Here is an 18,891-nt window from a genome sequence, read left to right as displayed (position 1 = left end):
TATTGCTCATCTTTATTATATACCTGAACTAATTTTCTGTCATGAGTTAGCAGGCGAAGCCTGCTTGGAGTTTTAGTTTGCTTTTAGTACAAGGCAGCGAGTCGCAGGCAGTACTAAAGTACGGCAAGACGAGCTAACACAGTAATAAAAGATAAACTAAAAGAGTATAACACCTAGAGCAGTCGTTCCAGTCATAATAGAACCTGCAATAGAATGACCCGTAAATATCAAAAAGGTTCCACAAGCAATAATTAACAATGCTACAATGAAACCTAACACTTGACCGAACTTATGAGCTGCAATATTTCCAGAAAGATATTTCTCTTCCATTTTTCTTCTATGTTCCGATTCTGCTACCCCATTCTCGATGATCAGTTTTGCAGCTTCTGGAAATAAATTATTGTAGCCTTCTAAGATTTCAGGATGAGGTAAATCTCCCTGATATATTTCTAATTTTTGTAAAACAATCTGTCTTTCTTCATCAGGTAACTTCTCTACCAAATCAACAAGGTCGTCTACTTTTTCTAAATCATTCTTGTTTGTAGTCAAAAGAGACCGCCTCCTTCTTGATTTCATTTAAAGAGCGTAAATAGTCTAATTGAACTCGCTGACCTGCAGTTAGTTTATCTGTTTTAATCCTCGGAATATCTTGATTCTGAAAAAAAGTTGGTAGCACTATAGTAGACATCCCAACACAAACTAATTTTAAATAGCTTGGAATTTTCATCACCTTTTTCATCAGCACTCCTCCTAAACTGAATATTGAAAGAAACACTATCGGATCTATAGACCTGTTATTTTCATTACTCAAGATAATTCTACCACACTATTCTAAAAAACAAGATGAAAACCTCCGTTTCCACCTTGATTTTTCTTATGAAAATAGGCTCGCAACATCTTCCCCAGCCGCAATTCGATCAACCATGTCCACATCCTCCAACGCCATCTCAATATCAGCCTTGGTCGGATAGGTCTGGATCACTTTCTCAAGTTGATGACGAATGGCATCTGCCTCTGCTTGATCCTGATTTCGAAGACGGGCAATGGAATACTGGATCGAAAGTATAGACGGATAATCCTTCATAGCTTTTAGCACTTGCTTGGTTTCTTTCTCTCCTAAAATAGATAGATCAACCTGACTAGGATTTTCGAGGAGTTCTAGAGATAATAAGGCTAATCGGCTAAAGATTTTCAGAAGACCTGGCAAGGTTCCGCTAGGAAGTACTAACTTATCTAAAATTCCTCTTCCTTCCCTATAAGCCCCTTTATCCAGAAGGTAAGAAGCCCAATAATAGTTCATCATCGAAACAAAAGAGTTCCCCTCCTCTACTGGACTCTTCAAATGAAACAATTCTACCGGTAAATCTTTTAACCGACGACCTCTCGTTAGTCCTTCTGTTATTAGCATCTGTTTGACAAAGGCCTCTCGTGCAGCGGGGCTATGATACAATTCCCAAGCATTCATCCCATCATTAGAGATAATTTTTCCTTTAAAAGGGATTCCATTACCTAGAGAGAGTAGCAGATTAAGCCCTCCAAATAAGAAGAGGGAGAGACTCCACCATGATGGGTCCATCTTTAGCCCTAGAACAATCAAGGGAGCAAACAGAAGATTGATCAAAGGTCCGCCAAGATTGTAGAGAAGAACTGGAACTTGATTAGAATCTGAACTTGGCGGTGCCATCAAACATTGTCCCAAAGTGCCGTGAAGAGTAAATCGTTTCCAAAACAAGCCTTCATCCCAGCGGACTAAGACCCAACTTCCCACACGAAAGGAAATCAAACGATACCTAGACAAGCGACCACCAATATAGTGTCCCAATTCATGGATAAAGATAGCCACAAGAAAAAGGAAAAAGAAAAGGAGGTAGATGAAACCGAAATTTACAAATTCATTTTCAAACATTGACTGGGATGGAATCTGAGCTACCATTGCCGCCAATTGATAGCCCAACCAAAATCCAACTCCTGTGAGCAGAGTTCCAAACATGACCTTATAAAATTTCTTTTTCATATCTACCTCACTCTTCCCTACATCTTCTTAGGGTGACGATCTAATACCTGAGGATGTAGTTCAAACAGGGCCTGGCCCTCTGGTGTCAAAACATAGCCACGAATGTCAAAACTGGCTTCCAAGGCAGATTCGTCTACCTGGCTCAGAAGTGCCTGATCCAGTTCAGCCGCTTTCATTTTAGAAAAACCTTTAACACCTTGGTTTTTTAGAATCGATTTCTTCTGCCCAGCATTAATATGAGCCAAGGATTCACGCGCACTTTGCTTACGAACCAGGTCCCGTTCCTCCAAATCTTTCAAGTTCCGAGGTGCATCGATTCCATAAGTGTATTCAAAATACTTTGGAAAAACAGATTCTGTCGTGAAAGTTCCCAAGGCAATCCGCCAGAGTAAAATGACATCACCAGCCAAAATATCTCCCTCGAGGGGTTCCATATTCTTACGAGGTACCGCTGGCGCTACCTGGCCGCTAGCATGGTCTTGAGCTTGTTGCTCCGAGATAAAGGGCTGGACCGGATAATCGGCATAACGTTCAGCGAGACTAACCATATTAAGCCTCAACTTCTGCAGAAATCTGCCAGTTAATACCGTATTTATCAATTAGGTTGGCATAAGCTGGTGACCAGAAGGTTTCTTGCAATTCCAGTGTCACTTCCTGTGCCTCTTCTTTAAGGGCATCGTAGAGCTTTTGAGCAGCTTCCGCAGAGTCTACAATAAGGGTTGGAACCACGTTGCGACCTGGATTGTAGGTATATTCCGGACTTTCGTCAGAGATTTGCAGACGAATCCCGTCCACCACCAGTTGCGCATTCAAGACCAAATCCTTATGCTCTTCCGCTACATCAGGAATGGCATCGCCCCAGAGTGTCAAGCTCGCAAGCTCAGCACCTAACACGCCCTTGTAAAACTCAACAGCCTCTTGGCCATCCCCATCTGTTACTAAATAAACTTCAATCCCTTTAATCATTTTTTCACCTCACGAATTGCAAAATAATTTTCTTCTAAATCGGAAAAATTAAAGACCCGCATAAAGCCTAAGTCTACTATTGGCATGACCAATACGCCCATATCTAGCATATATTGGTAGGTACCATCCAGGTCAGAAGTTTCCATCAAAAAGGATGGTGTCGCCAAATCCAACTCCGGGCTCAATTCAGCTACCTTGGCCTTGTCCTGAAGGACAATCTTCACCTGGCTATCTTTCTTTGGCGCTACTAAATAAGACACCATGCCCATATTTTCTTGACGCTCTACTAATTCGAAGCCAACTTGCTCCTTCCAAAACTTGGCAGCGCCAGCAATATCATTCACATAGACCATGACTTGGCCTAGAGATTCGATCATCATATAATCCTCCATTCCACCTTAGTATACCACAGATAGACCTCAAAAAGCTTGAAACTATACCCTGTATTCGCTATAATGGGCAAAGAACATGAAAGGAATCCAGCGCATGAAAAAACTAATCACAGCTCTCCTGGTTATCAGTGCAGCAGCCCTAGCATTCATCATCTATAATAACCAACCCAAACAAGAATTGAGTTTGAGTGCCCAACTACAAGAAGTTCTTAAGAATCCAGATGTAGACTTCCCACAGCTCACCAACAAAGCCGCTAAAAATGAAGCCGTGGTTACCCTTAAAACCAGCCAGGGGGACATCACCATGAAGCTCTTCCCCGAGTATGCCCCATTAGCAGTCGAGAATTTTCTAACTCATGCCAAAGAAGGCTACTATGACGGACTCACCTTCCACCGGGTCATCAAAGACTTCATGATCCAAACCGGTGATCCCAAAGGAGATGGTAGCGGAGGGGAATCCATCTGGGCTGGCAAGGACCGTGAAAAAGACCCTGGTACAGGCTTCGCCAATGAAATCAGTCCCTATCTCTACAACCTCCGAGGTGCCGTCTCCATGGCCAATGCTGGCCCCGATACCAACGGCAGCCAATTCTTTATCAATCAAAATACCCAAGACATCTCCAGCAGACTAGATCCAACAACCTACCACAGTAAAATCATCCAAGCCTACAAAAACGGCGGGAATCCCAACCTCGACGGCTCTTATACCGTCTTCGGTCAAGTCACAGAAGGCATGGACATCGTTGATAAAATCGCAGCAGTGGAAACCGATGACAAGGATAAACCTACCGAAGCTGTGACCATCAAAAAGATTGAAATCAAATCAGAATAACCTTAAAAATCCTCAAGCTTTTTTGAAGCCTGAGGATTTTTTTAGTTAGAGGAAGATTCAGCCATCTCTAAAATTTTAATGTATCGATCCAGTCTCTCGTTTAAATAACCAGCAAACAAATCTTCCATTGTCGACAAACTCCCTTTTAGATGATAGTCTTCAAAGGCTTGGTAATACTTTAAACGATCACTAAATTTAATATCAATTGGTGGATAGCCTGCTTTCATTAATTCTAAATTCACCAATAAGCGACCAGTACGACCATTTCCATCAATAAAAGGATGTATGCTCTCAAACTCAATATGAAAACGTGCCAATTTGCTGACAATGGGCTCATTCGATTTCTGATAATCCAATAATAATGCTTCCATAAGAGGACGAATCATATAGGGCTGCGCAGGTTCATTACTTGCTCCAATAATTTGAACGGGTACTCGACGGTAAATGCCTCGGTCCTCTTTTTTATCAGAGAGAACCAGATAATGTATATCCTGAATGACATTTTCCGTTAGTGCAATCTCATCCGAAACCAAGGATTGAACAAATTCAAAAGCTTCACGATGACCAATCACTTCCAAATGATCCTTCAAAGGTTTCTGATCAATTGTTAGCCCCTGAAGGACTAGTGCTGTCTCTTTCAATGTTAAAGTATTCCCCTCAATTGCATTTGAATTGTAAGTATACTCTATCGTAAATTCTTCATTCAATCGTTGAACTTCACCAGAAGTTAAGGGTCTTAAGGTATCTAAATGGGCCTTTTTCTCTTCAATTGATGATAACAGACTCTCCGTTTTTTTGAAACGGCTATCCGATGGTTTTTTCACTCCTGCTGGAAATCTCCAAAATCGCCCCTCTTGAAAGGCACCTGGAATCTTTCCTAAAGAGGCCAATTCTCTAACTCTTCTTTCGGAAATTCCCCAACGAATTGCTAACTCTTTAACACTTAAAAACATCAGTCCCTCCTTAGTCTCAATTAAAATTATACCACAGCGGAAGGATACCTTGTTTCCGGAAGGATAGTTTGCGGTTAACGGAAGGATGCAAGAGGAGTCCCCTCTCAAATAACCTTTACTTTATTCCTAAATCCGTATATAATGAAATCGCTTTCTAATAATTTGAAAGGATTATCGAAATGAAAACCATTGAATTCGCCCAAGAAAAAACCAAATTATCCAGTATTGTCCTTGGTTTAATGCGCATTAAAAACCTGTCCCCTTTACAAGTTGAGGAATTAATTGAAACCGCTCTTTCTGTCGGCATCAATACCTTTGACCTAGCAGATATCTACGGAGGAGGTCGCTCTGAAGAAATACTTGGGCAAGTCTTGAAAAACAGACCCGATCTCAGAAATCAAATGTGGATTCAGTCCAAATGTGGCATCCGCATTGAGGACTTTACCTACTTTGACTTCTCCAAAGAACACATTCTCAATTCAGTAGAAGGGATTCTCCAACGACTACACATCGACCAGCTGAATAGCCTCCTTCTCCACAGACCAGATGTTCTGATGGAACCAGAGGAAGTTGCGGAAGCTTTTGATCACTTAGAAAAAACAGGCAAAGTTCGTCATTTTGGGGTCTCCAATCAAAATCCGATGATGATTGAACTCCTCAAAACAGCGGTTTCCCAACCACTCGCAATTAACCAGCTACAACTGAGTGCCGCTTTTGCTCCAGAATTTGATGCAGGATTTCATGTGAACATGGAGCAAGCCCTCTCAAGCTCTGTAACTAGCAGTATCTTTGAATACGCTCGAACTCACGACATGGTAATCCAAGCTTGGTCAGTCCTTCAACATGGCTATTTCCAAGGAGTTTTTGTGGGAGATCCTAAGTTTGAAAAACTCAACCAAGTCCTTAACCGATTGGCTAATCATTACCAGACAACTCCTTCTGCCATTGCCATCGCCTGGGTCCTTCGCTACCCAGCTAAAATGCAAGCCATCATTGGTACAACACAACCCCAACGAATACTCGAAGCGACCCAAGCCACTAACCTAACCCTCAGTCGCAAAGAATGGTATGAAATTTACCTTGCAGCAGGTAAAACCCTCCCCTGATACTAATTAGAAACATGGTCAAAAAACCGTTCATTTTCACAAGTAAAAAATGAGCGGTTTTTGAGCGGATTCTCATCGGAGACTATACCGACGATCCCTGGTTGAGCCCGTAAAATCAAGCAATCCATAAGAAACAAATCGAGATAAATAGCGTCTTGCACTAGCCTGACTCAAATGAGTCAACTCGACAAAATCAGCATTTGAAATAAAAGGACGTTCTTGGAAATAATCTAATAAAGAGTGGAAGACAAGCTCTTCTTTTCTTGTTAGTAATACTTAACTAACTTCTGAATCGGAATACTCGAACAATTTCAAAAAAATGACTAGGAAAGCCGATGATGGTAGAACTAAGGTTCACTGAAGAGGCTTGACAACGTCAGATTTTGAAATTTAATGAGTATAAGATGGACATGAACTGTTCCTGTACTACCATTGAACGATTGTGAAAGACTTTTAACGTTTCCAGAATAGCCTCTAACATAAATTCGATAAAAGCTGTTGAATCATTTGTTGTGTTACTTTTACTCAAAGCCTGATAATAACCTAACTGATGTTCAAAAATAACAGATTCGATGGGAACCCACTCAAAGATGGGATTCCATTGACTTAGAATCAAACTCTGCCACAATCGCCCCATTCTTCCATTCCCATCTTCTCTTCAAAAAGATGGATGATTTCCAATTCAAAATGAACGACGCAGGATTTTAGTACCTCTGAAACCTCCGCCTTCCTAGCCCAATCTAGTAACTGTTTTACTAAATCCGGAACAAATTGTGGACGAGCACCTACATGGACAACTTGCCCCTTTCCATCATAGATAGCCACGTCTCCTTGACGAAATTGCCCAGGATGCTTGACCAATCCCTCCGCTAATATAGTCTTTTAGTTTACTTTTAGTACAAGGCAGCGAGTCGTAGACAGTACTGAAGTACGGCAAGACGAGCTAACACAGTAATAAAAGATAAACTAAAAGAGTATAAATGATGAGCACGAAGCAAATCCTCTACTAAATAAGGATACATCTGGAAAACTTGTTCATAGGCTTGAAAGGCATTCTGAACTTCCCGAATATCCTTTGGTGGGCCTAAAACTCGTTTCCCTTTTAAAATTGCTATTACCTGCTCCATATTCAAGCTATTATTTTCAATAGCTAGCGAAGAATGGATGGAGCGAATCCGATTTTCCTTCCGCAGATGTAATTCTCTTTGGGCTAAGGAAAAATCTGCCGTTAACATGCTGATTTCCTGAATTAAAATCAGCATCCGATCTATATAGTCTTTTAGTTTACTTTTAGTACAAGGCAGCGAGTCGTAGACAGTACTGAAGTACGGCAAGACGAGCTAACACAGTAATAAAAGATAAACTAAAAGAGTATAATGGTGTATTTAGGCTGCATAGACTCTCCTCTTATAACCAACTGCCACTTTGTTAGTCAAATTATAGCACGATGGGATGAGGAGGTAAAAAGAAAGCAGAGATTGGAGAGTCCCAACCTCTGTTTTCTTGTTATAACTTAGGATTTACAAATCCTCTCTTATAGAGCCTGTGACTCTGAATATTTCCATCCACATCCTTGGCATCCCATATCTGAAGTTCCCAAGGATAGTAAAAATTACTCTTGTTCTTAAAATAGACATGGATTCCAATATATCCTTCCTTATCTCGGAGATACCAGTTTTTTAATCCAAAGGTGTCCTTCCAATCATCTAACCGTTCCATGACCTGAGAGATTTCCTCTGACCTTAATATCACTCGAGCTCCAAAAATATCATTCAAGATTGAATTAACGGGATATCCTTCCGTACGTTCAGAAAAACGGTCGATTTTATCGAGAATACTTTCAGAAGTTTTCACCCGATAAACGTATGCGATATCCTGAAGATCCGCTTTCATCAAATAATCATTAATGGACTCATGGAGATTTAAACGATAAGCCAAAATCGCCGATGTCGGAACCTTTGAAAAGGTATGTTTCAAATTTACTTTTTGAATCTGACCTGTTTCAAAATAATCGATGGAATATTCTTTATGGATTCGATTAATTTCTGAAATCAATCGCTCAACTTTCTGAATCATGAGAATACCTCCTAAGAAGATGAGAAATGAGGATGTAGTGTGGAGATTATAGCTATTTAGTTTTTAAATAGTATGTTATTGCATCAGTTATAGAGTCCATTTTGCGAAGTAATTCTGTAACTGATTTTTTTAAAATAGCCCAACTTTTCTCAATGGGATTTAATTCTGGAGAATACGGTGGTAGAGGTAAAAAGAAGTGACCAGCATCGATAGAAAGTTCATCTAGTATTTTCTTAGGGTGAAAACTTGCATTGTCCATAACAATAACATGAGGAGTCTTTAAAGATGGTAGAAGCTCTTGTTTAAACCACTCTACAAAGAAATCGCTAGTCATACTCTCTTTGTAAATCATTGGCGCAACAAAAGTCTGACCAATTTATCCAGATACAATGGAAGTTCTTTCAAATCGACGACCAGAAACTTTGAAATAAATCTTTTCACCTCTGGGCGCACGGGCATTTTTACGATATAGATAAGTATCAATACCTGTTTCGTCAATATAGACAATTGGAGGAAAGCCTTTCAAAACGGCTAGTGATTCAAGATATTGTTGCACCTTCTGTGCATTTTGTTCTTTGTAACTAGTTGTCTTTTTTTAAAGTGATGTTTACTTGCTTTAAGGCAGCCCAAACAGAAGGAATACTGCAAGAAAAATGTTCTGCAATTTCCCTTAAAAAAGCGTCTGGATGTGCTTCTACAAATTCTTGTAATTTATCTAAAGGTATTTTTCTGGATTTACCAACACGCTTTTTACGCTCTAAGTGACCGAGTTCTCTCTCCTGCTTTTCCCAACTGTATAAAGTGTTGGTGCTAATATTAAATAAAGCTGCTGTTTCTTTACGTGTATGTCCCTCTTTAACATATTCAAGGACACGTTTTCTAAAATCAATTCCGTATGCCATAAAAATAGTATATCACATACGGTTTATAATCTAAAAGAGTATAAAAAATGACCAGGAAAGCCGATGAGGCTAGTTCAACAGGACTGTAAGAACTGTTGAACATTAGCAATAAAGCGTTCAAAGTACACAATCGATGGGTTCATCCAAGAGCATTGACAACATCAGATTTTGAAATTTAAGGACTATCCCCCTCAACACCTAGTCCTCTTCTTTAGCCACTGGATACTTCAGGGCATTTTTCTTGAGTTTGTCTTGGATAATGGTCTCAACATCTAAGCCGAGTTTGTCTGTCAACAAGAAGGTGTAAATCAGGATATCCGCGATTTCCTCCTGGACATTGATAGGGTCTGAATACTCTTCGCCCCATTGGTAGTTTTCCAGGAGTTCTGCGGCTTCAATGATGATAGAGCTGGCAAGGTTACGGGGACTGTGGGCTTGGCCCCAGCCACGCTCATTGCGAAATTTCAAAATGTCTTGAATAATGCTTTCAATCATGGTTTCTCCTAAATCAATTCATTGAAATCCCAGACTTGATCGACCCAACCTTGGTAGAAGTCTGGTTCGTGGCAGACCATGAGGATGCTGCCTTTGTAAGCTTGGAGGGCGCGTTTGAGTTCGTCTTTGGCATCCACGTCTAGGTGGTTGGTTGGCTCGTCCAGAACGAGAACGTTGGTCTCACGGTTCATGAGCAGGCAGAGGCGGACCTTGGCTTGCTCGCCTCCACTGAGGACCTGGATTTGGCTTTCGATATGCTTGGTGGTGAGGCCGCAGCGGGCTAGGGCAGCGCGGACTTCGGCTTGGTTCATGGCTGGGAAAGCATCCCAGACGGCTTCGAGTGGGGTTTGGCGATTGCCTCCAGGTACTTCTTGTTCAAAGTATCCGAGTTCGATAAATTCTCCTTCTTCCACTTGTCCAGCCAGAGCTGGGATCAGGCCTAAGAGGCTCTTGAGAAGGGTGGTTTTCCCAATTCCGTTGGCTCCGACAATGGCAATTTTCTGATTGCGCTCAAAGGTCAAATCCAGTGGGCCGGCCAGTTTGCGATCATGGCCAATTTCCAGTCCGTGAGCTTGGATAATGAAGCGGCCTGGTGTTCTGGCAACCTTAAAATCAAATTGTGGTTTTGGTTTCTCAGCCTGCAATTCGATCAGGTCCATCTTGTCCAACTTTTTCTGACGGCTCATAGCCATGTTTCGAGTCGCTACCCGGGCCTTGTTGCGGTTGACAAAGTCTTTTAGGTCGGCAATTTCCTTCTGCTGGCGTTCGTAAGCTGCTTCCAACTGCGCCTTCTTCATGGCATAAACTTCCTGGAATTGTTCATAATTCCCGCTGTAGCGTACCAGGTCTTGATTTTCAACATGATAAACCAAATTTATCACCTCATTTAAGAAGGGAATATCATGCGAAATTAAAATAAAGGCATTTTCATAATTAAGGAGGTAACGTTTGAGCCAATCGATATGCTCGGCATCCAGGTAGTTGGTAGGTTCGTCCAAGAGGAGGATGTCTGGCTTCTCCAGCAACAATTTGGCTAGGAGAACCTTGGTCCGCTGCCCACCACTGAGTTCGGTCACATCAGACTCCATGCCAAAATCAGCAACCCCTAAGGCACGCGCCACTTCATCAATCTTGGCATCCAAGCTATAAAAATCGCGGCTATCCAGGCGATCCTGCAGCTCGCCAACTTCCTCCATCAAGGCATCATAATCACTGGCTTCCGCCATCTCCATGTAGATTTCCTGAATCCGGGCCTCTGTCTTAAAGAGGTCATCAAAAGCCGTCCGCAAAACATCGCGAACTGTCATCCCAGGCTCCAGCACCGCATGTTGGTCCAGATAACCAGCCTTCACATATTTGGACCAAATAACTTGCCCCTCATCTGGCTGCAATTGGCCCGTCACAATGCTCATAAAGGTGGACTTCCCTTCCCCATTAGCCCCAACTAAGCCAATATGTTCCCCTTTTAAAAGGCGGAAGGATACATCCTCAAAAATGGTTCGATCCCCGAACCCATGACTCAAACGTTTAACTTCTAAAATACTCATACGATCCTAATTCTCCAAAAAAGACCTGGCTCTCAAATCAGCTTCTCAGGTCTCAAGCGATACCCACTGAGGCTAACCAAAAAAATTCTCACCTCGGAAATTTTTTTATTAGTGAAAATTCTTTGACGCAGTGGTTGATTGGCAGATTTGTTCTTACAAAGCACGAACAAATCTGGCCTAATCAACATTGACATGAACTTCGTTCATTTCATCTAGAAACTCTAAAGGCATTCAACATGCCTTTAGACCGGGGGTGGGTACTAACAGTCTGGGAAGAGACTGTTAGTACTTGAGCCCTAAATATGGAAAGCGAAAACAGTCTGGGAAGAGACTGTTTGAACCCGAGCCTAACAATAAAAGAGCGAGGTCGGTTTGGGGAGAAACCGTTTCAGCTTACAACTTGAAATAAAAACTTGTAACGAACTCTTTTTTCGACTAATGGAGTTCTGTCCCACTCCCTACACTAATTTTTGTAAAAAGGCGACCAAAACCTGAGCGGATTTACGGCCAGCTTCCACAATGAATTCATCAAAGGAAATCGCTGCATCTTGCTCAGCTGTATCACTCATGGCACGAACCACCATAACTGGCAGGTCGATGGAGTGGGCAGCTTGGGCAATAGCTGCTCCTTCCATTTCAACAGCCAATACATCTGGGAAAGCAGCCTTAATCTCAGTCAACCGCTCAGACGAGGCCACAAAGGAGTCCCCTGTCGCGATCAGTCCCATTTGATAGGCTTGTCCCTGTTCCTCCAATACTTCCTTAATAACCGACTGAAAATACTTGCTGGTTTCAAAGTAAAGCGGTTGCTGAGCCATTTGACCATAGGCATAGCCAAAGGCAGTCACATCCACATCATGGTAGGCCAAACAATCCGCAAGGACAACATCCCCTACTTGCAGGCCTGGAGCTACCGCTCCAGCCGAACCAGTGTTAATCACCGCATCCACCTTGAAGTCTTGGGCTAGAATGGCAACCGTCATGGCTGACATGACCTTCCCGATTCCACTCTCCACTAAGACCACCTCGTGTCGTCCAATATGGCCTGTGTGGTAAACCTGACGGAGACGAAGGTGTTTCTGGGCATTTTCCAATTTTTCCAAGAGGGTTGCCAATTCCTGCGGCATCGCCGCAATAATTCCAATTTTCATTTTCTTATACCAATTTAATTTCAAAATCAGAACACTCAAAGCAGTTTGAAATCTAACTCGAATTTTAATTCAGAAATTGAATTATATTTTATGCCTAAATGGTTCAAGCAAAGCTTGCAAACCTTACCCATGACGGTTGAGCTTAGCGTTCACCGTAGAGGCTTAACAAGATTCAGATTTTGAACTGTATAGTGTATTACTTTCCTACAATACAAACATAAATACCAGCAACAATACTAACAGGAGTATCAGCCAAAACAGAATTTTATTCAGGGTGTGTTGAAAACGCGCCCGCTTTTGGTTCTCGGCCTGCCGACTTTTTCGAACCTCTGGTTCCACCTCTAGTCGGTCAATCTTGTTTAACAAATCCAAATCCAGTGGTTCGGTTTCTTCATACAATTCTGGATCAAATGGTTGTCGATCGGTCATAGGCCTTTCCCCTTTTCCAGTATTTGCCAGTACTGAATGGCCATAATGGTTTTGGCATCACAGATATCACCTGACTCAATAGCAGCCAAAGCTTGCTCCAAGTCAAGCTCATAGAGAGCCAGGGTCTCATCCTCATCTTGAGGACGGGGATTAGCGACCTTGCTTAAATTCCGACCCAGGAAAAGCTTAACCTTTTCATTGCAGAAACCAATGGCCGTGTAAAAATCATAGAGCAAGTCTAAATCAGCTGTATAGCCAATTTCTTCTTCCAACTCCCGAAGGGCCGCAGCCTTGGGATCGGCATTTTCACCAATTTCCAATTTTCCAGCAGGAATTTCCAAGCTGGTTCCCTCAATCGCCTTGCGGTACTGTTTGACGAGGATTACTTTATTGTCGCTGGTAATCGGCAACACACAAACCGCACCATTATGAAAAACCAACTCGCGTGTGGAGGTCCCTTTACCATCTGGCAACTCCACCTGGTCTACTGCTACCCGGAAAACACGGCCCTGAAAAATTTCCTGGCGGCTGATTGTTTTTTCTTCAAAATTCATAGCTTACCCCTTTTGTTCAGGATGATGTGGGAATCTCTTAGCATACTCGTCCTTATTGACCTGACGTGACCGTCCTAGTGCTAAGCCATTCTCCGGAACGTCTTTTGTAATCGTGGATCCAGCAGCCAATAGGGCATGATCTCCAACCGTTAGCGGAGCCACCAAGGTCGAGTTGGAACCGACAAAAACACCATTGCCGATCTTCGTCTCATATTTATTCTGACCGTCATAATTAACGGTAATTGTTCCAGCTCCGAAGTTGACATCTTGCCCAACCTTGCTATTGCCGATATAGGTTAAATGGCCAGCCTTGGTACCAGCACCTAGACTAGAACCCTTGACCTCGACAAAGTTTCCGACATGGACTGTATCAGACAAACTGGAGCCTGGCCGAATATGTGCGTAAGGTCCCACGGTGACGTCCTGGCCAATGGTTGATTCCTCAATCATGGAATGGGTAATCTGACTGTTGGCACCGACGTGACTGTCCACCAGATAAGATCCCGCACTGACATAGACACCCGCTTCAAGCTTGGTGTTTCCCCGTAAAGTCACCTGGCCTTCCAGTTCCACATCACCGGCAATCTCTACATCAATGTCGATGCTTGTAGTCGCTGGGTTCTGGAAGGTCACTCCATTGAGCATATGTCCCTTGTTGATGCGATGACGCATGACATTTTCTGCAATGGATAGTGCGTAACGGTCATTAACCCCTAAACTTTCCTCAAAATTACGAAGCATATAAGCTCCAACCTTCTCACCTGCTTGGCGGAAGATGCCGATAACATCGGTTAGGTAGTACTCCCCTTGGGCATTATCCGTGTTGATGTCCTTGAGGGCTTCGAAAAGTCGGCGGTTGTCAAAGACATAGGTACCGGTATTGATTTCCTTGATTTGTTGCTCAAAATCGCTAGCATCCTTCTGCTCGACAATCTTCAGAACCTCACCATCCGCATTCCGAACCACGCGCCCATAACCAAAGGGATTGTCCGCTTCGGCAGTCAAAATCGTCGCTACATTCTTATGATTAATATGAAAGTCCACCAAAGACTTGAGGCTTTCACCCGTGATCAAGGGAGTATCGCCTGCAATCACCAGCGTTTGCCCCTCCAAATCACCCAAAAACGCTTCAGCCATCATGACCGCATGACCTGTTCCTAGCTGCTCCTCCTGCAAAGCAAAGTGGGTTTTCCCCGCCAGTACCTGCTCTACCATCTCTGCTTTATGTCCAACAATCGTCACCGTTTGGGCAGGAGCGAGTGCAGAGACACTCCGGAAAACATGCTCCAACATGGTAATTCCAGAAACCTTGTGAAGCACTTTGGGCAAATCGGATTTCATCCGTGTTCCTTTTCCAGCTGCTAGGATAATGGCATAATTTGACATATTCATTCCTCTATTTCTTGTCGTACTCATCCCCTATTATAGCATTTTTCCCTTAAAAAGAAAAAAGCCCGAGCCAAACTCAAGCTTCCTACTTCAAGGTCCATCCCCCATCAATGGTCACAATAGCTCCTTGCATCGAAGCCATCTTGCCAGTTGCCAAAAAGACTGTTAACTCTGCCACTTCCTCTGGCTGGGTCCAACGCTGAATAGGAGTTTCCTTAGCCACCCACTCAGCCATGCCACCCGGTTCAAAATCCGACCGGGTCATCCCAGTCTGCACCGCACCTGGAGCAATCCCAAAAATTTGAACGCCAGTCCCAGCATAGTCCAGAGCCATTTGCTTGGTCAACCCCAGCAGCGCGTGCTTGGAGCTGGTGTAGGCTGCACCACCGCCACCCGCTGCCTTACTAGCAATCGAGCACATGGTGATAATGACCCCGTGCCCCTTCCGTACCATTTTCGACAGGTAGTGACGACTCATTTCCATGGGCACGCGGACATTTGTTTCATAGACCTTGTCCCAAAGCTCCTTGGACATGTCCAGAAGCGGAGTATAGGCATCAAGAACTCCAGCAGTCAAGAGCAAGACATCAACCTGCCCGACCCAAGAAAACACTGCATCCAAGTCTCGGGTCAAGTCCACCTGCATAAAGTGGAAATCTCCCTTTAATTCCGGAGCAGGGTCTTTATCCACCCCGTAGACCTGGTCCCCCAGCTCCAGAAAAGCCATGGCCTGGGCCAAACCGATACCGGAGGAAACTCCCGTAATCAAGACCTTCCTAGTCATCCACTTCTACCCAATCCTCAGCTAGCACGTCACAAGGAGTTGGACTCCACATAGAATACCCTTCGCCTTCTCCAGATACATGGATCAAGAAATAGGGGGTCACTTCCAACATCTGTCCTTCCACTTCCAGATGGTCAAAAAGCTGCACAAAATTTTCTGCCCCTCCCCATCCCTGACGGACATATCTCTTCTTAGCCCTTAACCCAGGCAACATCTCTTCAAAACGCATATTCGCCTCCACTTTTTTATATTTTATAAGCATTATACACTAAAGAACCAAAATGGAACACCTTCTTCAATCTTTATAAAACAGGATTACAAAAAGACCCAGACGGGTCTTTTGACTACTACCCTCTAGATCATCACTATATCCTCGTCAGAGGACTTGCCTGATCTGGGGAAGTATCTAAAACTTGAAAATCATGTCCTACTGCCAAATCGGCTTGGGCAAGGTTATTGACCATGGTCATGTGGGCCAATTCCTTGATGTTGTTTTCTTTACTGAGGTGGCCGAGATAGATTTTCTTAGTTTGATTACCAAGGGTTCGAATCATAGTTTCTGCACCGTCTTCGTTTGACAAATGACCTTTATCTGAAAGAATCCGCTGCTTGAGAGACCAGGGATAGCGGCCGCTGCGAAGGATTTCAATATCGTGATTACTTTCGATGAGATAGGCATCTGCGTTTTCAATGAGACCTGCTAAACGATCACTAACATAGCCTGTATCTGTCAGCATGACAAAACTTTTTTGATCCTTCATGAAGCGGTAGAATTGAGGAGCAGCGGCATCATGGCTAACACCATAACTCTCAATATCCAAATCCCCATAAGTCAGGGTTTTCCCCATTTCAAAAATATGTTTTTGCTCCGTAGCGAGTTTTCCTAGGTGACCTTCCATGGCATCCCAAGTCTCTTGGTTGGCGTAAATATCGAGATGATACTTTCGAGCCAAAACTCCTACGCCATGGATGTGATCTTTGTGTTCGTGGGTTACAAAAATGGCATCCAAATCACTGGCATTTCGATCAATCTCGGCAAGCAGACTTTCAATTTTTTTACCAGACAAGCCAGCATCCACTAGAATTCGTTTCTTTTCACTTTCTACATAAAATGAATTCCCACTTGAACCTGAGGCTAAAATACTATACTGAAATCCTTTATTTGTCACTGTCTGCATCTACTCCTGTTTGATCGTCCCAATCTCCATCCTCGGAGAGGGCTTTTTCGTATGGTAACACAATGGTAAAGCTGGAGCCTTTCCCATAGTCGCTCTTGGCCCAAATAAATCCATGATGTTGCTTCACAATTTCCTTGGCAATGGCCAAGCCTAGGCCGGTGCCACCTTGGGCCCGGCTACGCGCCTTATCCACTCGATAGAAGCGGTCAAAGATTCGTGGCAAGTCTTTTTGCGGGATGCCTAGACCCTGGTCGGAAATCACAATAATGAGTTGAGTATCAGTGGTCCGCATGGAGATTGTAATTTTTCCTCCATCAGGTGAATACTTAATGGCATTATTGAGAATATTATCTAAGACCTGATTCATCTTATCGGTATCAATTTCGATCCAAATAGGGGAAATCGGGTACTGGCGAACAATGTCATAGTGCTTGCTTTCCTCCTGACTGCGAATCTTATCAAAGCGATTGAGAATGTGAGTCATGAATGCTGTGAAATTAATGAGTTCAACTTCCAAATCACTAGCCTCGTTATCAATTCGTGACAAACTCAAGAGGTCTGTAATCATCCGCATCATCCGGTTGGTCTCTGTTAGGGACACATGGATAAACTCCGGCGCCACTGGTTCTGTCAGTGCTCCATCCTCTAAAGCCTCCAAGTAAGATTTGACACTGGTTAAAGGAGTTCGGAGCTCATGACTAACATTGGATACAAAAAGTCGGCGTTCCCGTTCTTCTTTTTCTTGTTCGGTCGTATCGTGCAAAACCGCCACTAAACCAGAAACAAAGCCACTTTCCCGTCTTACCAAAGCAAACCGGACACGCAAGGTCAGATATTCACCATTGGCATCTTGACTATCAATGGTATCCTCTGGTGTCTCCACAATTAATTGTCGAAGATCGTAACGATCCTCAATTTCCAACAGGCTTAAAATGGATTGCCCCAATGCAGTTTCTTCTGAGACCCCCAACATCTTAGAAGCCATGTCATTAATGAGGGTAATTTCCCCTTTCCGATTGGTTGCTAAAACCCCATCCGTCATATAAGATAGGACACTGGACAAGCGTGTTGTTTCTTGCTCCAGATTTTCCTGTGTAACCCGAATCACATCCGACAAATCATTGACGGATGTGATCAGTTCATGGATATCCGGATTTTGCGAATCCATTTCCAAACGGGTATGTTGACCTGCAATTAGCTCTTCGATCTTTTCATTCAATTTTTTTATGCGTTGATTGTCTTTTCGATTTTCAAAAGCTAAAAGAGCAACAACGATGATAAAAGCAATAACGATCAGAGCAAAAATAATATCACTGGTAAAGAGGAAATCGCGAATTCTAATGATCATGACGGATATAATAACCGACACCGCGGCGAGTCAAAATGTATTCAGGACGGCTTGGAGTATCTTCGATTTTCTCACGAAGGCGACGAATGGTGACATCAACCGTGCGGACATCTCCAAAGTAGTCATAGCCCCAGACAGTCTCCAAAAGATGCTCGCGAGTCATAACCTGACCAACGTGTGAAGCTAAATGCAAGAGCAATTCGAATTCACGATGGGTCAACTCCAACTCCCGATCCCGCTTATGGGCCACAAAGGCTTCCGGAAAAATCTTAAGGTCACGGATCACCAATTCACTTGGTTTGCCCTCTTCGTCTTGAACATCCGCAATCAATTCTGTTCTACGCAGCACTGCCTTAACACGCGCCTGCAATTCTCGATTGGAAAAGGGTTTGGTAACATAGTCATCAGCTCCAATTTCCAAACCAATGACCTTGTCAAACTCGGAATCCTTAGCTGACAGCATAATAATAGGAACATTGCTGGTACGACGAATGGTCTTAGCAACTTCTAATCCATCAATCTCAGGCAACATCAAATCCAAAATCACAATATCCGGTTGTTCTGCTTCAAAGACTTCCAGAGCTTCTTGACCATCGAAGGCTGTTACAACTTCATAACCTTCCTTGGTCATATTAAATTTTATAATATCAGAGATGGGTTTCTCGTCATCTACTACTAGAATTTTCTTCATATAAGTTCACCTTTCTCGGTACTTTCTCCATTATACCAAAAAAGAGGCTAGAACCCTAGTTCTAGCCTCTTTTCAGAACCCCTT

At 43.1% G+C, this 18,891-nt stretch carries 23 protein-coding genes and 3 pseudogenes; 2 read left to right on the top strand and 24 right to left on the bottom strand.

What is annotated here, in order from left to right:
- Positions 1-156 precede the first annotated feature (156 nt).
- From I1A59_RS06090 to I1A59_RS06065, 6 genes are all read right to left on the bottom strand, one after another.
- The gene (locus I1A59_RS06090; protein WP_247644672.1) at positions 157-549 is read right to left on the bottom strand and encodes a DUF2335 domain-containing protein; all 393 of its coding nucleotides are present in this window, start codon (positions 547-549) and stop codon (positions 157-159) included.
- On the bottom strand, positions 530-739 hold the full coding sequence (locus I1A59_RS06085) for a hypothetical protein (protein ID WP_196091899.1): 210 nt from the start codon (positions 737-739) through the stop codon (positions 530-532). The genes I1A59_RS06090 and I1A59_RS06085 overlap by 20 nt, the downstream gene beginning before the upstream one ends.
- 135 nt (positions 740-874) lie before the next feature.
- A complete protein-coding gene (locus tag I1A59_RS06080) occupies positions 875-2,014 on the bottom strand; it encodes a hypothetical protein (protein ID WP_196091898.1) in 1,140 nt (379 codons plus the stop codon).
- Positions 2,015-2,031: 17 nt separating this feature from the next.
- Positions 2,032-2,562 (bottom strand): hypothetical protein, encoded by a 531-nt coding sequence (locus I1A59_RS06075; protein ID WP_196091897.1) that lies wholly within the window; start codon positions 2,560-2,562, stop codon positions 2,032-2,034.
- A gap of 1 nt (position 2,563) precedes the next feature.
- Positions 2,564-2,980, bottom strand: a complete 417-nt coding sequence (locus tag I1A59_RS06070; protein WP_196091896.1) for a VOC family protein — start codon at positions 2,978-2,980, stop codon at positions 2,564-2,566.
- Positions 2,977-3,357, bottom strand: a complete 381-nt coding sequence (locus I1A59_RS06065) for a VOC family protein (protein WP_196091903.1) — start codon at positions 3,355-3,357, stop codon at positions 2,977-2,979. The genes I1A59_RS06070 and I1A59_RS06065 overlap by 4 nt, the downstream gene beginning before the upstream one ends.
- A 109-nt stretch (positions 3,358-3,466) precedes the next feature.
- On the opposite strand from I1A59_RS06065, the gene I1A59_RS06060 reads away from it, so the two are divergent.
- The gene (locus I1A59_RS06060; protein ID WP_196091895.1) at positions 3,467-4,204 is read left to right on the top strand and encodes a peptidylprolyl isomerase; all 738 of its coding nucleotides are present in this window, start codon (positions 3,467-3,469) and stop codon (positions 4,202-4,204) included.
- Positions 4,205-4,245: 41 nt separating this feature from the next.
- On the opposite strand, the gene I1A59_RS06055 is transcribed toward I1A59_RS06060, so the two are convergent.
- Positions 4,246-5,157, bottom strand: a complete 912-nt coding sequence (locus I1A59_RS06055; RefSeq protein ID WP_196091894.1) for a DNA-binding protein — start codon at positions 5,155-5,157, stop codon at positions 4,246-4,248.
- Positions 5,158-5,336: 179 nt separating this feature from the next.
- On the opposite strand from I1A59_RS06055, the gene I1A59_RS06050 reads away from it, so the two are divergent.
- Complete coding sequence (locus tag I1A59_RS06050; RefSeq protein WP_196091893.1) at positions 5,337-6,263, top strand: aldo/keto reductase; 927 nt, start codon at positions 5,337-5,339, stop codon at positions 6,261-6,263.
- Positions 6,264-6,335: 72 nt separating this feature from the next.
- On the opposite strand, the pseudogene I1A59_RS06045 reads toward I1A59_RS06050, so the two are convergent.
- The 17 genes and pseudogenes from I1A59_RS06045 to yycF all read right to left on the bottom strand — a co-directional run.
- Positions 6,336-6,488, bottom strand: a pseudogene (locus I1A59_RS06045) (Fic family protein); the annotation flags it as partial.
- Positions 6,489-6,639: 151 nt separating this feature from the next.
- Positions 6,640-7,139 (bottom strand): annotated as a pseudogene (locus I1A59_RS06040) (Fic family protein); the annotation flags it as partial.
- A gap of 95 nt (positions 7,140-7,234) precedes the next feature.
- A pseudogene (locus tag I1A59_RS06035) lies at positions 7,235-7,525 on the bottom strand (Fic family protein); the annotation flags it as partial.
- Positions 7,526-7,769: 244 nt separating this feature from the next.
- Complete coding sequence (locus I1A59_RS06030; protein ID WP_196091891.1) at positions 7,770-8,339, bottom strand: GTP pyrophosphokinase; 570 nt, start codon at positions 8,337-8,339, stop codon at positions 7,770-7,772.
- A gap of 52 nt (positions 8,340-8,391) precedes the next feature.
- Positions 8,392-8,691: a transposase gene (locus tag I1A59_RS09795; protein WP_282097650.1), complete on the bottom strand. Its 300-nt coding sequence runs from the start codon at positions 8,689-8,691 to the stop codon at positions 8,392-8,394.
- A gap of 229 nt (positions 8,692-8,920) precedes the next feature.
- Positions 8,921-9,241 carry an IS630 transposase-related protein gene (locus I1A59_RS09790; RefSeq protein ID WP_196091889.1) on the bottom strand — a complete coding sequence of 107 codons (321 nt, stop codon included), beginning with the start codon at positions 9,239-9,241 and terminating at the stop codon, positions 8,921-8,923.
- Positions 9,242-9,439: 198 nt separating this feature from the next.
- On the bottom strand, positions 9,440-9,736 hold the full coding sequence (locus tag I1A59_RS06015) for a nucleotide pyrophosphohydrolase (RefSeq protein ID WP_196091888.1): 297 nt from the start codon (positions 9,734-9,736) through the stop codon (positions 9,440-9,442).
- A gap of 8 nt (positions 9,737-9,744) precedes the next feature.
- Positions 9,745-11,283, bottom strand: coding sequence for an ABC-F family ATP-binding cassette domain-containing protein (locus tag I1A59_RS06010; protein WP_196091887.1), 1,539 nt, complete (start codon positions 11,281-11,283; stop codon positions 9,745-9,747).
- Between the two features lie 458 nt (positions 11,284-11,741).
- Positions 11,742-12,434 (bottom strand): 5'-methylthioadenosine/adenosylhomocysteine nucleosidase, encoded by a 693-nt coding sequence (locus I1A59_RS06005; RefSeq protein WP_196091886.1) that lies wholly within the window; start codon positions 12,432-12,434, stop codon positions 11,742-11,744.
- A gap of 204 nt (positions 12,435-12,638) precedes the next feature.
- Positions 12,639-12,863 carry a cell wall synthase accessory phosphoprotein MacP gene (gene macP / locus I1A59_RS06000; RefSeq protein WP_196091885.1) on the bottom strand — a complete coding sequence of 75 codons (225 nt, stop codon included), beginning with the start codon at positions 12,861-12,863 and terminating at the stop codon, positions 12,639-12,641.
- Positions 12,860-13,417 carry an NUDIX hydrolase gene (locus tag I1A59_RS05995; protein WP_196091884.1) on the bottom strand — a complete coding sequence of 186 codons (558 nt, stop codon included), beginning with the start codon at positions 13,415-13,417 and terminating at the stop codon, positions 12,860-12,862. Before I1A59_RS05995 ends, macP begins: the two co-directional genes overlap by 4 nt.
- 3 nt (positions 13,418-13,420) lie before the next feature.
- On the bottom strand, positions 13,421-14,803 hold the full coding sequence (glmU, locus tag I1A59_RS05990; RefSeq protein ID WP_196091883.1) for a bifunctional UDP-N-acetylglucosamine diphosphorylase/glucosamine-1-phosphate N-acetyltransferase GlmU: 1,383 nt from the start codon (positions 14,801-14,803) through the stop codon (positions 13,421-13,423).
- A gap of 88 nt (positions 14,804-14,891) precedes the next feature.
- Positions 14,892-15,590, bottom strand: coding sequence for a 3-oxoacyl-ACP reductase (locus I1A59_RS05985; RefSeq protein ID WP_196091882.1), 699 nt, complete (start codon positions 15,588-15,590; stop codon positions 14,892-14,894).
- Positions 15,583-15,819, bottom strand: coding sequence for a DUF2829 domain-containing protein (locus I1A59_RS05980; RefSeq protein ID WP_196091881.1), 237 nt, complete (start codon positions 15,817-15,819; stop codon positions 15,583-15,585). Before I1A59_RS05980 ends, I1A59_RS05985 begins: the two co-directional genes overlap by 8 nt.
- 136 nt (positions 15,820-15,955) lie before the next feature.
- Positions 15,956-16,759 carry an MBL fold metallo-hydrolase gene (locus I1A59_RS05975; RefSeq protein ID WP_196091901.1) on the bottom strand — a complete coding sequence of 268 codons (804 nt, stop codon included), beginning with the start codon at positions 16,757-16,759 and terminating at the stop codon, positions 15,956-15,958.
- Complete coding sequence (gene vicK / locus I1A59_RS05970; RefSeq protein ID WP_196091880.1) at positions 16,749-18,116, bottom strand: cell wall metabolism sensor histidine kinase VicK; 1,368 nt, start codon at positions 18,114-18,116, stop codon at positions 16,749-16,751. Before vicK ends, I1A59_RS05975 begins: the two co-directional genes overlap by 11 nt.
- Positions 18,106-18,807 (bottom strand): response regulator YycF, encoded by a 702-nt coding sequence (gene yycF, locus I1A59_RS05965; protein WP_196091879.1) that lies wholly within the window; start codon positions 18,805-18,807, stop codon positions 18,106-18,108. Before yycF ends, vicK begins: the two co-directional genes overlap by 11 nt.
- Positions 18,808-18,891: the final 84 nt, after the last annotated feature.

Origin of the sequence: Streptococcus sp. NLN76, assembly GCF_015686645.1 — a bacterium.
Taxonomy (GTDB): domain Bacteria; phylum Bacillota; class Bacilli; order Lactobacillales; family Streptococcaceae; genus Streptococcus.
This window is presented reverse-complemented; position numbering and strand designations above follow the sequence as displayed.